This window comes from Lysinibacillus sp. FSL M8-0355 (assembly GCF_038008985.1).
In the GTDB taxonomy this organism is placed as follows: Bacteria; Bacillota; Bacilli; order Bacillales_A; family Planococcaceae; genus Lysinibacillus; species Lysinibacillus fusiformis_D.
Map to the genome: position 1 here is coordinate 2,565,427 of NZ_JBBPAI010000001.1, position 15,061 is coordinate 2,580,487.

15 protein-coding genes are annotated in these 15,061 nt (G+C 35.8%); 5 read left to right on the plus strand and 10 right to left on the minus strand.

Annotation, left to right across the window (positions count from 1 at the left end; translation table 11 throughout):
* Positions 1 to 131: 131 nt before the first annotated feature.
* Positions 132 to 1,622, minus strand: coding sequence for an S-layer homology domain-containing protein (locus tag MKY46_RS12575; protein WP_340834385.1), 1,491 nt, complete (start codon positions 1,620 to 1,622; stop codon positions 132 to 134).
* Between the two features lie 191 nt (positions 1,623 to 1,813).
* Positions 1,814 to 4,519, minus strand: a complete 2,706-nt coding sequence (gene acnA / locus MKY46_RS12580) for an aconitate hydratase AcnA (RefSeq protein ID WP_340834388.1) — start codon at positions 4,517 to 4,519, stop codon at positions 1,814 to 1,816.
* Positions 4,520 to 5,175: 656 nt separating this feature from the next.
* Between acnA and MKY46_RS12585 the strand changes: the two genes are divergently transcribed.
* Positions 5,176 to 5,379 (plus strand): hypothetical protein, encoded by a 204-nt coding sequence (locus MKY46_RS12585; RefSeq protein WP_058843690.1) that lies wholly within the window; start codon positions 5,176 to 5,178, stop codon positions 5,377 to 5,379.
* Positions 5,380 to 5,485: 106 nt separating this feature from the next.
* Here the strand turns inward: MKY46_RS12585 and MKY46_RS12590 are convergent, their stop codons facing one another.
* The 7 genes from MKY46_RS12590 to MKY46_RS12620 form a co-directional block, all read right to left on the minus strand.
* Positions 5,486 to 5,908 (minus strand): hypothetical protein, encoded by a 423-nt coding sequence (locus tag MKY46_RS12590; protein WP_036116903.1) that lies wholly within the window; start codon positions 5,906 to 5,908, stop codon positions 5,486 to 5,488.
* A gap of 9 nt (positions 5,909 to 5,917) precedes the next feature.
* On the minus strand, positions 5,918 to 6,574 hold the full coding sequence (locus tag MKY46_RS12595; RefSeq protein WP_058843689.1) for a DUF4258 domain-containing protein: 657 nt from the start codon (positions 6,572 to 6,574) through the stop codon (positions 5,918 to 5,920).
* A 400-nt stretch (positions 6,575 to 6,974) separates the two neighbouring features.
* Positions 6,975 to 7,529 (minus strand): M15 family metallopeptidase, encoded by a 555-nt coding sequence (locus MKY46_RS12600; protein ID WP_036116908.1) that lies wholly within the window; start codon positions 7,527 to 7,529, stop codon positions 6,975 to 6,977.
* A gap of 2 nt (positions 7,530 to 7,531) precedes the next feature.
* Positions 7,532 to 7,897, minus strand: a complete 366-nt coding sequence (locus MKY46_RS12605) for a phage tail tube protein (protein WP_170829827.1) — start codon at positions 7,895 to 7,897, stop codon at positions 7,532 to 7,534.
* A 253-nt stretch (positions 7,898 to 8,150) separates the two neighbouring features.
* Entirely contained in the window at positions 8,151 to 8,918 is a 768-nt protein-coding gene (locus MKY46_RS12610; protein ID WP_058843688.1) for a hypothetical protein, read from the minus strand.
* A 66-nt stretch (positions 8,919 to 8,984) separates the two neighbouring features.
* Entirely contained in the window at positions 8,985 to 9,221 is a 237-nt protein-coding gene (locus MKY46_RS12615; protein ID WP_036116996.1) for a hypothetical protein, read from the minus strand.
* A gap of 1,098 nt (positions 9,222 to 10,319) precedes the next feature.
* Positions 10,320 to 11,171, minus strand: a complete 852-nt coding sequence (locus MKY46_RS12620) for a LysR family transcriptional regulator (RefSeq protein ID WP_036116998.1) — start codon at positions 11,169 to 11,171, stop codon at positions 10,320 to 10,322.
* A 185-nt stretch (positions 11,172 to 11,356) separates the two neighbouring features.
* Between MKY46_RS12620 and MKY46_RS12625 the strand changes: the two genes are divergently transcribed.
* From MKY46_RS12625 to MKY46_RS12640, 4 genes are all read left to right on the plus strand, one after another.
* Positions 11,357 to 12,274 carry a DMT family transporter gene (locus tag MKY46_RS12625; RefSeq protein ID WP_283778197.1) on the plus strand — a complete coding sequence of 306 codons (918 nt, stop codon included), beginning with the start codon at positions 11,357 to 11,359 and terminating at the stop codon, positions 12,272 to 12,274.
* Between the two features lie 23 nt (positions 12,275 to 12,297).
* On the plus strand, positions 12,298 to 12,432 hold the full coding sequence (locus tag MKY46_RS12630) for a YrzO family protein (protein ID WP_080717008.1): 135 nt from the start codon (positions 12,298 to 12,300) through the stop codon (positions 12,430 to 12,432).
* Positions 12,433 to 12,662: 230 nt separating this feature from the next.
* Positions 12,663 to 12,785 (plus strand): hypothetical protein, encoded by a 123-nt coding sequence (locus tag MKY46_RS12635; RefSeq protein WP_256375530.1) that lies wholly within the window; start codon positions 12,663 to 12,665, stop codon positions 12,783 to 12,785.
* A 139-nt stretch (positions 12,786 to 12,924) separates the two neighbouring features.
* The gene (locus tag MKY46_RS12640) at positions 12,925 to 13,041 is read left to right on the plus strand and encodes a YjcZ family sporulation protein (RefSeq protein WP_080717009.1); all 117 of its coding nucleotides are present in this window, start codon (positions 12,925 to 12,927) and stop codon (positions 13,039 to 13,041) included.
* 1,015 nt (positions 13,042 to 14,056) lie between these two features.
* On the opposite strand, the gene MKY46_RS12645 is transcribed toward MKY46_RS12640, so the two are convergent.
* The gene (locus tag MKY46_RS12645; RefSeq protein ID WP_101966709.1) at positions 14,057 to 14,932 is read right to left on the minus strand and encodes a cation diffusion facilitator family transporter; all 876 of its coding nucleotides are present in this window, start codon (positions 14,930 to 14,932) and stop codon (positions 14,057 to 14,059) included.
* Positions 14,933 to 15,061 lie beyond the last annotated feature (129 nt).

Here is a 15,061-nt window from a genome sequence, read left to right on the forward strand (position 1 = left end):
TCACGAACCGCTAAGGCACTGGCTACCAGTTTTGAGTTAGTAAACATCGTTTAAACATGATTTACAGCAGGATAAAAAGCAGGCTTACACCAAATATTATGATGTAACCCTACTTTTTTACTTTATTGCTATTATTTTTCTAATGGTGCTGTTTCTGATGTGTTAAAATCCATTTCCTTCGCGTTGTCTAGCACATCTTTTGGAATCGTAATCGTTGTTACCGCATTGAAATCATGATATTTAATTGTAGTTTGCTGTCTTGTTTTGATCGAATTGCCTTCCACTTTCATCTTTAAGGTCATATCCATAGCAATTTCTTCTACATCAAATGTTTCTTTATTAATCAATAATTTATATGTGAGACTATCAAAGGACATGTTACCTAATTGTGCCTCTAGATCGGCATCCATTCCTAAATTCATTGCGCCAAGCTGCTGCTTCACTAGCTCTGTGAATTTATCCCCAGCACCCTTTAGTGTTAATTCATAACGATTTGCTGTTTCAACTAATGTGAAATCTTCAGCAAATGCTTGTAGCATCTCCAATTGTTCCGTTGCATCTGGCTGTATCCCTGTTTGGCTAAGTACATCCTCAAATAATTGTTTCGGGAACTTTATCCAAGCCTTTTGCTCTGCCTCATACATATACATACCATCTTTAGCCGTCATATACATTTTAATCGGCAAATTAATCGCTTCACCACTTGTTGGATCTGTTAGCGACATTGTACCATCAGCAAAGAATTGCATCGGCTCTGTAACAATTTCCATCTTCATGTTGCCTTTAGAATCCATTTTCATGGTTTCCTTGCCATCGTTTGCCTCCACTGACTGAGAGATGGTCATGGTAGCCTTCATGCTTTTTAGCTCTTTTTGCTTGGCTACTGTTTTAGTAAATACTTCCTCTAACAAAGCACTATTTTTTGTTGTAGTAGACTGTTCTTCCTTTACCTGCTCCCCTTTAGGGTCTTCCCCTTTTTCTTCTGGTATAGGCTGTGTATCCACAGGTAAGTCTAATGCGTTGACGATAAATGTTGCTAACTGACCACGCGTAACATTTTTATCTACACCAAATTCTGTGGCAGAAACCCCCTTCGCAACGCCTGCCTCATACAGTGCTGTTACTGCCTCTGCAAATGGACTATTTTGCTGTACATCAGTAAATGGGCTTTTGCCTTTCGCTGTTAAACCTGCTGCCTCTGCTACCATTATCGCCATTTGACCACGTGTAATCGTGTCATCTGGACGGAATGTATCATCCTCATAGCCTTGTACAACCCCAAGATTTACTAGTGTAACTATCGCCTTATAGTATGGGCTAGATGAGTCAACATCCTTGAAATTCGGATTTTCTACAGTCAAATCCGTTGTTGTTAATTGAAAAGCACTTGCTATCATCTTTGCCGCCTGTCCACGTGTTACGTCCTGTGAGGGCTTAAATGTACCATCTGGAAAACCATGAATAATATCTGCTGCATGTAATGTGGAAATACCGTTAAAATATGCATGATCTTCGCTCACATCTGAAAATGGACTAGCAGCCGAAACAGGTACTACTGCAACAGTTGTAACCGCCATTGCAGCTGTTGCCGCCGTATAAAGCTTATGTTTTTTCTTTGTCATAATTAATCGTCCCCCCATTTATGTAAAATGTAATGCTTACATATTAATTTTATCTAAAGATTTGGGAAAATGCTAGGTTAGTTGGAAATTAAAATATAATTATCCAATATATCCGTCATTTGGTTCGATCTAATTTTTATCCTCCATATAAAAAAACCGACCTCCTAAGAGATCGGTTTTTATGATGATGATTACTCAGCAGCTTTTGCGCGTAGAACCATTTGTAGGATACCACCGTGACGGTAGTAGTCTACTTCTACTTCTGAGTCGAAACGAGCTAAAGCTTGGAAAGTTTTAACTGTGCCGTCTTCAGATTTAGCAGTTACTGTTAAGATTTCACGTGGTTTTACGTTGTCAGTAATGTTAACAGAGATTTCTTCTTTACCAGTTAAGCCTAGTGTCTCAGCAGATTCACCTGGCATAAATTGAAGTGGAAGAACACCCATCATTACTAAGTTAGAACGGTGGATACGCTCGTAAGATTGTGCGATAACAGTTTTCACGCCAAGTAGGAATGTACCTTTCGCAGCCCAGTCACGAGAAGAACCCATACCGTAGTCATTACCAGCAAGTACGACTAAGCCAGTACCTTGCTCTTGGTATTTCATACATGCGTCATAGATATACTCTACTTCGCCTGTTGGCCAGTAAGTAGTGAATCCACCTTCTGTACCAGGAGCCACTTGGTTACGGATACGGATGTTTGCAAATGTACCACGCATCATTACTTCGTGGTTACCACGACGAGAACCGTAAGAGTTGAAGTCACGGATTGCAACACCGTTTTCAATTAAATATTTACCTGCAGGTGTATCTTTACCGATTGCACCAGCTGGAGAAATATGGTCAGTTGTGATTGAGTCACCGAACTTCGCCATAATGCGTAAGCCGTCTAAGCCTTGGATTGCTTCTGGCTCTTTTGCAAGACCTTGGAAGAATGGTGGGTTTTGGATGTAAGTTGATTTATCATCAAATGTGTATAGAGACTCAGTTGATGTTTCAATTGCATTCCATTTTTCGTTCGCTGTGAATACTGTTTCGTATTCTTTTTGGAATAACTCACGGTTAACAACAGTACTTAATACTGCATTAACTTCTTCTGTTGATGGCCAAATATCCGCGAAGAATACTTCATTACCCTCTTTGTCTTTACCGAATGAATCTTTTTGTAGATCGATATCCACTGTACCAGCAAGTGCATAAGCAACAACAAGTGGTGGAGAAGCTAAGTAGTTAGCTTTTACAAGTGGGTGTACACGACCTTCAAAGTTACGGTTACCAGAAAGTACAGAAGTTACGAATAAGTCATTTGCTTTAATTGCATCTTCGATTTCAGGAAGTAATGGACCTGAGTTACCGATACATGTTGTACAACCATAACCTACAGTGTTGAAGCCGATTGTATCAAGGTACGTTTGTAAACCTGAATCTTCAAGGTAACCAGTTACAACTTTAGAACCTGGTGCTAAAGAAGTTTTTACCCATTTAGGCACTGTTAGACCTTTTTCTACAGCTTTTTTCGCCACTAAGCCCGCAGCAATTAATACGTATGGGTTAGATGTATTTGTACAAGAAGTGATCGCTGCAATTGCAACAGCACCTGTTGGAATTTCTACATCGCCTTCAGCGAATTTCGCTACAGAAGTTTTTGCGAATTCATCTTCTGTTAAACCGAAACCTTGTGTACCTTGTGGTGCCACCACTGCTTCTTTGTAACGAGAACGCATTTGAGATAGTGGAATTAAGTCTTGTGGACGTTTTGGACCAGAAAGGTTTGGTTCGATTTCAGCTAAGTTTACTTCTAAAACATCAGTGTAAACTGGCTCTAATGCTGGATCGAAGAACATGTGGTTTGCTTTAAGGTAAGCTTCAACAACCGCGATGTGCTCTTCGTCACGACCAGTTAAACGCATGTAGTTTAATGATTCTTCGTCGATTGCGAAGTAACCACATGTAGCACCATATTCAGGAGCCATGTTTGAGATTGTCGCACGGTCAGCTAGTGGTAATTTAGATACGCCAGGTCCGAAGAACTCAACGAATTTACCAACTACGCCACGTTGACGTAATACTTGTGTTACTTTTAATGCTAAGTCAGTAGCAGTTGTTCCGTTTGGAAGATCGCCAACTAATTTAACACCGATAACTTCTGGAATTGGGAAGTATGAAGGCTGACCAAGCATACCTGCTTCGGCTTCAATACCACCTACGCCCCATCCAAGAACACCGATACCGTTGATCATTGTTGTATGAGAGTCAGTACCTACTACTGAATCTGGGAAAGTTTCGAATGTGCCGTCAGCATTTTCGTTTACGTGTACAACTGGAGCTAAGTACTCTAAGTTTACTTGGTGAACGATACCTGTTGCTGGTGGTACAGCACGGAAGTTATTGTAAGCAGTTTGAGCCCATTTTAAGAAGTTATAACGCTCAGCGTTACGTTCAAACTCAAGGTCCATGTTTGCTTGCAGTGCAGATGCATTACCGTATTTGTCAACTTGTACTGAGTGGTCAATTACAAGGTCAACTGGAATAGCAGGGTTGATTTTGCTTGGGTCGCCGCCCATTTCCTTCATTGCAGAACGAAGTGATGCAAGGTCAACAACTACTGGTACACCAGTAAAGTCTTGTAATACAACGCGAGATGGTTTGAATGGTACTTCTGCTTCAGGGTCAGCACCATTGCCCCATTTTGCTAATTCGTTTACATGTTCTTCTTTAATTACATACGCATCATATTGACGTAAAACAGATTCTAATAACACTTTAATTGAGTAAGGAAGGTTTGAAACTTTTGCAACGCCAGCTTTTTCAATCGCAGCTAAGTCATAGTAATTGTAAGTTTTACCATTCACTTCGAATGATGCACGGCTGTTGTGTAAATTACCTTGTGCCATTTGCGGATCCCCCTAAATATATCTTTTTGAAAAGGCTTTAAAAATGTGTAGCATCTTTTCTCCAATACCCATGATAGCGCATTTATATTCATAAGTAAATTACATTAATATTATCTTTTTTGATAAGCATTACTTATGACCTTGGTTTCTATCCTGATGTTTTTAATTTTTTGATGTGCATAATATCAAGGGTTTGTATTAACGCGGGTTTCTATACCTATCTAACGAAGCATATCAAAATGTATTTAACTGTGGTACAGATTGCGGTACACGAACTTTTTGTAAAAAGTGTACCGCAGGAATAAATAGTAAATAAAAATTCATCCGGACACGTATGAGTAGTAGAAAAAATCAATACAACAACTTTTACTTTTAGATTATTAACTTCTTTATAATTAAACATTAAAGAAATGATGCAACTATTTTAATAACTATATAATATACATATACACATATGACAATACCTTACAATTTGTTTCTTTTTGGATAATCAGTTCTGCTTTAATAAAAAACAAACCAGGTGCACATTTGAGCGTCTGGTACCATTCATATGATTAACCAACAGTTTTTCAACTTGTGTTTTTTAAATGTAAATTGGGGAAAAATTTAGGTACTTCTTTTTAAAGACATCGTACTATATTAAAGAGGAGGATTTAATGAAGAAAAATCCGCAGACTGAGGCGAATAAACGTTGGCAAGCGAAGAATAAAGAACGTGCTAAATATCTTAGTGCACGATCTGGAGCACGTAGCTTTATAAGAGACCACGCCTTAGAGGAAGATTTAGACGAGCTCATGGAATTAATATTAGAACGTAAACAAGTATTATTAGAAATGAAAATAAACCAAGATGGCATGTAGCTGTCTTGGTTTATTTATTTTTGTATTTTATTAAGTAATTAATTTGTGGAAATAAAAAAAACCAGGTACTCATTGTTGAATGAGCGCCTGGCCTTTGCTTTAAATCCTAATCAAATTCTTTTTTTATCTGTAATGCAAATTGTTCAATAGATTTTCTATCTTGATAAATTGTAATACCAATACCGGAACGAGTAGCTCTATGAGAGTTATATTCTCCTGCATCAATCCAAAATTGGAATTGATAAATCTGTTCATCAATTAGGTCACTATTATTCGCTAAAATAGCAAATGAAAAAGATGGATCCGTTGAGTCCCATACTTCTGCTTCCAATAATTCGTCCCAATTATTTAATATCAGCGTATGCAGCATTATAAGATCACTTCGTAAAACCAAAAACTTAAAATCTAAATGATGTTCACCACAATTAAATTTAATCAAAATATTACTGGAAACAGTATCACTCTCTATATTAACCACTTCTAAACTTGTCTTTGATGCATCAAATGATCTATCGTATAAGGTTGCCATAATTAAATCTTACCATCCCCAGTTACTACTAATAAATTTCTTAGCGATTTCCCCACTATCAGGTTTGTAAACCGTTACAACCTCTTTTGAATTCCCTATAAACACTACATTAATATTTTGATCTTTATCATAAATAGCTCTAGCACGTGTATGTTTATCCATGAATTTTTTTCCATTTACAATTGCATCAGCAACTTGTTTGGAAGAAAGTTGACGTGCATTAGCCTGTATAACTGCGTGTGAAGAAAATTTCACTGTTGCTTTTGGAATTTGTTTTACAACTAGTTTAACACATGTAGCTGCAACGAACCATACAATCGGAGCGACCCTCGGAGCAACAATAAATTGTTCAGATTCCAGTGAATTCATAAAAGGAGTTCGTGCAGTGTTAATAGAATCCCAAAAAAAATATTGTCTTTCAACATCGGTAAATGATTCATATAGTTCCTTAAATTCTGGATGCTCATTTATATAATTTTCAGTATCTAAAATGTATTTATTATATTCCTCTGTATCTAGTTGAGGAACTAATAATTCAGTTTCCGAATATAAACTTTCATTTTGATCATTATCTGTGAATTCCATTGCTGAGGCAGCTGATGGAAATACAATGCTAATTAATAAAGTAAATGTTAGTAAAATACTAATAATTTTTGTATGTTTCATGATTTATCCCTTCAAACTTGTATTTGATTCACTAGCAAATCCTTACCTCGAGTTAATTATTATCCTATCATTGGTAACTTCCCCAATTCAATATTATGTTCACGCCACTTTTTTGACGGTGTGAACGCCATTAATTTGGCGCTACTCAAAGGAAATTCGTCAAGTCCGCCAAATCACGCTACTTATTCCCATCTTTTTTTAGTGGTATCGATATTTTTTTAGTGCTATATATACATTTATAGCGTTAACTCCATTTTATGCTTGATATTTTCAATAAAAACAAAAAAATATTGCTAATAACAAGTTCACTAATTTGACTATTGACATATTATTTACATTACTATTCTTATAATATTTTTATGAAATGCCCATTACCGATTAAGGTAACAGGCATTTGCTGTTAAACGCTACGTTGTGCAATGATAATCTTCAATCCTTCAAAATCACCACTTGTCATAGTTCCATTATCGAATTTTTCAAGCCATGACTTATCAATCACCTTTTTGTCTACGGCTTGTTGAATGTAATCACGTACTGCAGCTTTTGCGGTTGTGCTTGTGAATTTCATAGTATCATCCTCCTTTTGTTTTTGTGTATCCTCTACAATGAGTTGTACCTTTATGGCACTACTTGAGGGCACGATTACTTGTCCTTCAAATTTATAACCTGCAGGCATCTTCCATGTTGTAGGAATTTCAAAATGAGGTGCATCATACTGACCTACAGGCCAATAGCCTCCCCTAGTGATTCCTAGTTTTTTAGCTATTGCCCCAACCTTTGAAAGAGTAGAAATATCATATAAATTTCTTGGCGGTGCTACAGCAATATCCCAAGCTCTACGCGATGTATGATTACTATTTCGTGTCCAGGTAACTACTTGCCCTGGTCTTGTTCTACCTTGCTCATATAGATAGTTTTGGCGAGCTTGGCTACGATATTTCTGTGATGAAAACAAAGTCAATACCTGCCTTGTAGCACTCTTGAAAGAGTAGTCGGCAGGCTGTTTGTGCCATCTTCTCCAGTGTCTTTATAACGCTTCAATAATTTACGGAAAATAGATGTATTGAAATAGAATGTGGCACTTTCTGGATACTCTGCACCTGTTGATCTATTCCCTTTAGCTACACGACCCATAATAGGGACTTGTGTTTTGGTTTTGTCCATACGTGCCTCTAGGTTGATTAGCTGTGCAAATAAATAACGTTTTCCTTCAACCCTCACATACGCTTTCCCTTGTGCACCATGAATAGCATCACGAGCATGCATGGTTGTGTCTGCAAAGTACTGAAGATTCAACGGAATCACTGGTTTCTTTTGTTCCAATTTATTGCCCTCCCCTCTGCTACTACCGTTGTGATATAGAGCTGAGATATAGCCCTGTTACGTTTACAACTTCGCTCGTAACAACAGATTTCAGACAACAGTAAAGTTGACGAATTTAATGTTTTGTTAAATGATTCTGTATTAAAATAGAAAAATAACCAGGTACTCATTCGAGCGCCTGGTTTTTTACGATAAGATGATACATTAAACAGTCATATTCAGTTAGTGCAGAGCTCTTAAAAATAAATGTTTCTTATCTCATAGGTTTATCTTGGAACCACCAATCGCCAACATTATCAACAGCAAAATCTATTTTCCAAGGTCCAATTGTTAGCGATGAATTAATATCTTGATAACGAAACTTGTATTGATATTGATTTATAGAACCTGGGTACCCAGTATTAAATTTATCTTTTGTTCTGACCAAATCCGCTTTCCATGTGCCGCTCACCTGTCTTTCTACTATTAGAGCTGTAACACCAATTGCGCCTAATGCTTTTGATACTTTATCAGATACTAATTTATTAGGAAGCTTTACTCCTAACCATGCACCTATAACAATTACACCTGTCATTAAAGTGGCTACATCACTAAATGATGTAGCTACACCTTTAAAAGAAAGACTGGCTGGAGCTACATAAACATAATCAGTAGCATAAACTGACATATCTGAATTTGTATCTGCATTAAAGTCAGGTTCAGTTATCTCAAGATTAATATCTTTACCATTTAAAGTAGCAATACCAGTAGAACTATTATAAATCAAAGTACTTTTTTCATTTCCGTTATTGAGTGAGTTTACTACAAAACCATCGTCAGTATATTCAACATTAATATCAATATTATTTAAAGAATTAACTAGATTAAAATTAAGCGAACTATCCGTAGTTACAGAATCTACTACCCTATACTCTGTTGGAGCAATTTCTGAGGCATATGCATTAGGAATACATACACTGCTACTTGCAAATAACATAGTTGAACAAAGAGCACTAGCAATTATTTTTTTTGAATTTAACATTTCATCACCTCATAATAGTATTTTTGGTACTATTTTACACCAACTTAATTAGGTATTTATGTAAAGTTATAATTTTCCGTCTCCTTTTTTTTCCTTTCTACTATAATAACTTCTAACAATTAAATTAAAGACAAAAGTCATGATTATCAAATATGCTGGAACTCCCCAATGACCTGTCGTAAATCTATCATAAAACCCCCAAACTAGGACGGATGTAAATAAAAAGACTACTGTTAGTCTTTCTGATTTTGGATAGATTTTATATTTATGCTTTTTTTCCACATCTTTAATATTGTTATTCATTTTTTCGTCACCCCTTTAAATTTTCTTATTAGTATTATATTCTCCAATTAGGGAAAAAATCCCTCTTTCATTTGTTTCTTAGTACTTGGATTCTTGTAGAAAAGCTTCACCCCGTGGATTTGCAACTAGTTATTCATTTATGCATTTTTAATTCAAATGGGGACATACTCATTCAACAAAGGTAGCCCTTCATGTAATACATTTTGTAAGACTACGAATTGAGCTGAAACTCCCCCACCCCTTTGATATCATAGAGTAAATATTTAATAAATACACATACCGATGATGGCTATAGACCCTTTTCAGAAGGGGCATATCAATTAAATTGGAAAGAGCCCAATACATTGGTCATAAGGTACGCGTTTGATTATACGTCTCTACACAGGTAGTTTCACTAAAATATAATTAGTACTTTTGAAGTTTGCACTAGAACTATGCTAGTAAAGGGTCACTACTCGCAGCGTGACCCTTTATTATTTTCTAACCCCACCATGAAACCCATTTAATGTACAATTTCTTTCAAAAACGATGCCGTTCATGCAATAATTCGATTTCATTATTAATTTTCATTCACATAGCCTGTTTTATCCTCAAAATGTGAAGTAACATAAAAGCTCTTAAATCGGAGAATATATTCAGTCCTTTGGGATGAATAATAAAAAAATTTGTAACATTAACATTCGTAACACCAATCATTTCAACTCGTTATCACGTTGATATAACTATTTTTTATCTACGGGGCTTGAAAATGGAAATTTATATGCGTTTAGAATTGTTTGTACAAAATTTGAAAAGGTCTATTGACTTTTATAAAAATACAATTCAATTAGAGTTATATCCACAAAATGAGACTAGCTTTAAATAGAAAAACCTTAATGTACTTTTAACGCAATAAAATATTCTTTCAAAGGACCATTATTTCAGCAATATTAATACCTGGCGAAAAGGATATACGCGCTCTTTATATTTATTCTTTCCCAATTGCTCCTGTATCTTTTAAATCTTGCCATTCACTTTGGATTCAATGCCCTTAAAATCGCTAATACTCTAAGGACACTATTTAAATCAGTATCGGGACGTCAAAACAAACCGTGAAAGTTATTGGTGCTCAACAATTTTTTTCAAAAAATATTCCATCGATTTTGTCATATATGCATCTTTCCGTCGTATAAAGACGGTTGAAATAATGCCGTATTTATCTGGGATTGGATGACAATAAACCTTGCCTGTAGTAGAAAGATGTTCAACAGTTGATCGCGGAACAATCGTAACTCCTAGACCAATTGCAACACTTTTTAAAATGGTTTCTAATATGTTAAATTCAATGATCCTTTTAGGGAGCAAGCCCTCGTCTTTAAGCCACTGCTCTAGCTTCGCTCGATAACCGCAACCTTGATTTGACATAAGAATTGGTGTAGTCATAAATTCCTCTATATGAAAAGTTTTTTTGGGGGTTATAAGAACGAGTTCTTCATTACATACATCATATTGTTCTAAAAGTGGATGTTTAATGGGCCCGGTAATAAAAGCCCCGTCTAATTGGTGATCTGTTACTTCTTTAATAAGTTCTTCAGTTAAACCAGCTTGCAGTGTTAAATCGACATTGGGACACTCTTTGTAATAAGAAGCAAGAATATTTGGCAATATATTCACCGTTTCAACTGTACCAATTTTTAAAGTACCTGCTGGTGAATCACTATCTAAAAATACTTGTTTCAATTCTTCGACATCCTGCAAAATTTTATTAACATATACTAGCATTTTTCTTCCTTCTGCATTTAATGTCATCCCCTTTTTATGGCGGTAAAAAAGCGATGTTTTGAGCTCCTTTTCTAATAGCTTTATACGCGCAGTTACATTAGATTGAACATAATTTAATTCCTTTGCTGCATGGCTCACACTTCCGTGATTTGCGACGCTCTTAAAAATCAACAAGTCTCGTAGTTCCATTAAGTGCTCCTCTTGTAAAATATCATTTTAAATGATGTTATTAATCGTTTTCAATCATTATACATGATGCATATTCTTTTTTATAATGGCTATTGCGGAATTTAAAAAGAATTGGGATATACGGAGTGATAAATGTGAAAAATGTTCAATTATTAAAAGGCGCAGTGGCATGTTTAATAGCAAGTATGTCATGGGGAGCAATGTTTCCAGTCGCGGATCATGCTTTGGCCTACATAGATCCATTCTATTTTTCAACTATACGATATGGAGCAGTAGCTATTATACTAGTCATTTTCTTATGGATAAAAGAAGGAAGACAGGCATTTCGTTTTGAAGGAAAAGGAAAGCTGCTAGTCTTCTACGGAACGATGGCTTTTACTGTATATAATGTGCTAATTTTCTATGGCCAAATGTTAATGGGAAAATCAGGTATTATGGTAGCTTCTATTATGGAGGCGCTCATGCCGATGATTTCAATTGGCGTTTTATGGGGATTTAAACATGTGAAACCGAAGAAATACATGATGATCAGTATGGCTATTGCTTTTATTGGTGCAATTTTTGTCATTACAAAAGGTGATATAAGCTTCTTACTTACACTTAAGCATAATCTGTTTTCACTCGCATTTATCCTCATTGGTGTTGTTGGATGGGTGATTTATACGATGGGTGGAGCATCATTTAGTGATTGGTCTACCCTTCGCTATTCAACATTGACATGTGTTTTTGGAACAATTGTAACAGGTTTCTTAACAGTGTTATTTACAATCCAAGGGCATGTGTCTATGCCAAACATAGGAACGATTTCTGTAGTTAAGTATGATTTATTATTTATGATGATATTACCAGGTTTTGTGGCATTACTTAGTTGGAACTATGGCGTAAAAATTTTATCGTCCGTAAATGCAATTTTATTCATTAACTTCGTCCCAATCACAACATTAGTCATTATGATGATCCAAGGATATAAAATAACAATTTTTGATGTTGCAGGGACATTGCTTGTTATTATCGCCCTCATGCGAAACAATGTATATCAGCGTAAAGAAGAAAACGAGCATCAGAAGAATTTACTAAAGGAACAGTTGAGTAAGGTTATTTGATTTAAACGTTTGGAGGTTTTTATATGTATGAAAGTTTATTATTCTTCTTTGCTGCTGCAATTGGCTTAGAGCTTGCTGCAATTAATCGAAATGGTCGTAAAAAAATAGAACAGCAGGCTGAAATGATACAGCTATTAAAAGATGTACTTAGAAAATAATTAAGTTTAATAAAGGCATTATTAAGAATAGTGATTACTATGTATCTTCAATGTGTTATAGTGCGTATCTGACTAAGCCATCGACGGGCATAAACCAATTCGAGCTGTGGCGTATACAAACGCTGCGGCTTTTTCTTTATTCATCGCCTTTAAACTATTTGAAACCTTTGCCAGTTTCATCCGTAAATTAATGCAGACAGTTTTCCTTTATCATTATTAGGAGGTTTCCGATGAATACTTTTGCTTTAATAGCTTTTCTATTTGCAGCAGCTTCTTTTGCCTTTGCTTCATCAGCTGATGCTAAGATTAAAAAGCTAGAAAAACGTATCGAAGAACTTGAAAAACACAAGTAATTACTTTAATACATAAATAGGTTAATAGAGTGATTAAATTATTTTTTTACGAAAGGAAGGAATGATTAATTAGATGAATAGCATCTCTCCTATCTATAACTCTACATATTCTAGATTATAGAAGGGGGGGAGATTTAATATGGGAAATGAAGTTTATCATACAGACTATGGCAAACATGATAATTTATCATTTGCACTAATCGTTGTCCTATTTATTCTTTTAATTATTGTTGGCGCTCGTTTTATGCATAAGTAACACCTTTATTATTGGCTACATCCATAAACGCCTTCTTTAAGCTACCATAATCTAATGCTATCTAACATCCTTCTACACACTTATTATGATCAAAGGGTCTTCCCCCACCCCAGTGACCCTTTTATTAATTTCTTTTCTTCACCTGCATATATTGTCACAACTCGTTTACTGAACACTTCTTTCAACTATTTCCTTATCTCATTCCTATAGGCTTAACTTCCCTTTTGTCAGCACTGGCTTAGATAATACTTTCACTGTATTCAGCTTCCATGCATAACAACCACCCTTTAAATCACCAAAGTGCAGTTCATCGACCTCTAATTACTTCTGAATTCAATGACCATTTAACTGATTTAGAAGTTAAATGACAACACCCATTGGTAAATTTACATTTCCAATTCCATGCTTTTGAAGCGCTTTTTTAATTGGAGGGACATTCACAATATCCTATGTCCATTGTTTTACCAGCTTGGATAGCAATTGGATCAAGGTGTTGCCCTACTACATGTTTCAATTTTTTCTCACCAAGAGTGATTAAGCTCACTCAAGGTTGCTTAATTGTGGTAGCCTTCATCAGACAATCCCCTTCTAAAGCAAGCTCAACTGCTCATATATTTTTTGACAGGTATGTCTCCAACATGCTATGCACTGTTTCTACCATTTCAAGCAGAACGAACAACTACTTCTGCTACTCCAAAGTGTTCTAACAGCTCTTTACACTACATTAACCTTCATCATTTCGACAGTCTTTTATTTAAAAGATATCCATTAGCTTATGAATATCATTTAGACTGTCTCCAAAACAACATGCTACTACGCAAAAGAATGAAGAGTAAGATATCAAAAGAAAAAACTGTGACAAACATTGTATTTGCCACAGTCTAAAAGCCGCGAATTGAATTGTAGGTGCTATTATAAAATTTTATCCTTACAAATTTAATTATTATTGAATTGGACAGGAATGTACCAAAATTCCTCAAACTTGATGAATGTTCATCGTAACTGCTATACCCGACTATGCTTCCTTGGGTTCAACATGTACATGCACTTCATAAACGCCTTGTTCTTCAACCATATTTTTTTCAACAACAGACGCGACATCGTGAGCTTCCGTTATATCTAAGTTTGCATCTACAAGAATGACGACGTCTATCACCTCGTTGTTACCATAATTTCTTCCTCTGATTTCTTTTAGCCCTTTGACTCCCTCTATTTTTAAAATAATATCTTTGTATGTTTGAAGAATTTTCTCATCAAATCCATCAGAAAGTTCATGAGAAGCTTCTTTAAAGATGTCCCAAGCTGTTTTACAAATGATGAAACCTACCACTATAGCAGTTACCGTATCCAACCAAGGCATATGTAGTTGTGATCCTAAAATCCCTACAGCAGTGCCAATACTTACCCAAGCGTCTGACAAATTATCTTTAGCGGCAGCCATGACTGCTTTACTGTTTATCTTGTCAGCCAATTTTTTATTGTAACGATAGACAGCATACATAACCACTGCTGATCCTAACCCAACATAGGCTGCGATCATATCTGGAGATTCTTTTCCACCTTGAAAAATGGACGTAAAAGCACCCACTAATACTTGAATACCAACTGCCATCATAATAAATGAAGCTACCATCGATGCAATGGTTTCACTTTTCCAATGACCGTATCGATGATCATGGTCTGCAGGTTTTTGAGAAAGCTTTAGCCCTATAAGTACTGCAATAGAAGCAATAATATCGGTCGTATTATTTAGCCCATCTGCCTTCAAAGCTTCTGAACCCGTCATGTATCCCATTACAACTTTTATAATGGACAAAACTATATAGGCAATAATACTGATGATTGCACCACGCTCACCTAATTTAAGATTATTATATCTTTCTGCTTCCAATTCACTTACCTCCCACTTACGTACATTTTTATAATAACAACTCAACATCGAGTGGGTCTACAGCAACCTTTTTGCCTTACGATACATAAGTAGGAGGAGTATAAAAGTGTTGATTATGGGAAAAAATAC

Bases quoted from the DNA above. Each gene is read 5' to 3' on its own strand.
- MKY46_RS12615 (WP_036116996.1), bottom strand. From the start codon at position 9,221: ATGAATAACAATATTAAAGATGTGGAAAAAAAGCATAAATATAAAATC.
- MKY46_RS12585 (WP_058843690.1), top strand. From the start codon at position 5,176: ATGAAGAAAAATCCGCAGACTGAGGCGAATAAACGTTGGCAAGCGAAG.
- MKY46_RS12630 (WP_080717008.1), top strand. From the start codon at position 12,298: ATGTATGAAAGTTTATTATTCTTCTTTGCTGCTGCAATTGGCTTAGAG.
- MKY46_RS12640 (WP_080717009.1), top strand. From the start codon at position 12,925: ATGGGAAATGAAGTTTATCATACAGACTATGGCAAACATGATAATTTA.
- MKY46_RS12610 (WP_058843688.1), bottom strand. From the start codon at position 8,918: ATGTTAAATTCAAAAAAAATAATTGCTAGTGCTCTTTGTTCAACTATG.
- MKY46_RS12575 (WP_340834385.1), bottom strand. From the start codon at position 1,622: ATGACAAAGAAAAAACATAAGCTTTATACGGCGGCAACAGCTGCAATG.
- MKY46_RS12625 (WP_283778197.1), top strand. From the start codon at position 11,357: ATGTCATGGGGAGCAATGTTTCCAGTCGCGGATCATGCTTTGGCCTAC.
- acnA (WP_340834388.1), bottom strand. From the start codon at position 4,519: ATGGCACAAGGTAATTTACACAACAGCCGTGCATCATTCGAAGTGAAT.
- MKY46_RS12590 (WP_036116903.1), bottom strand. From the start codon at position 5,908: ATGGCAACCTTATACGATAGATCATTTGATGCATCAAAGACAAGTTTA.
- MKY46_RS12620 (WP_036116998.1), bottom strand. From the start codon at position 11,171: ATGGAACTACGAGACTTGTTGATTTTTAAGAGCGTCGCAAATCACGGA.
- MKY46_RS12595 (WP_058843689.1), bottom strand. From the start codon at position 6,574: ATGAAACATACAAAAATTATTAGTATTTTACTAACATTTACTTTATTA.
- MKY46_RS12635 (WP_256375530.1), top strand. From the start codon at position 12,663: ATGAATACTTTTGCTTTAATAGCTTTTCTATTTGCAGCAGCTTCTTTT.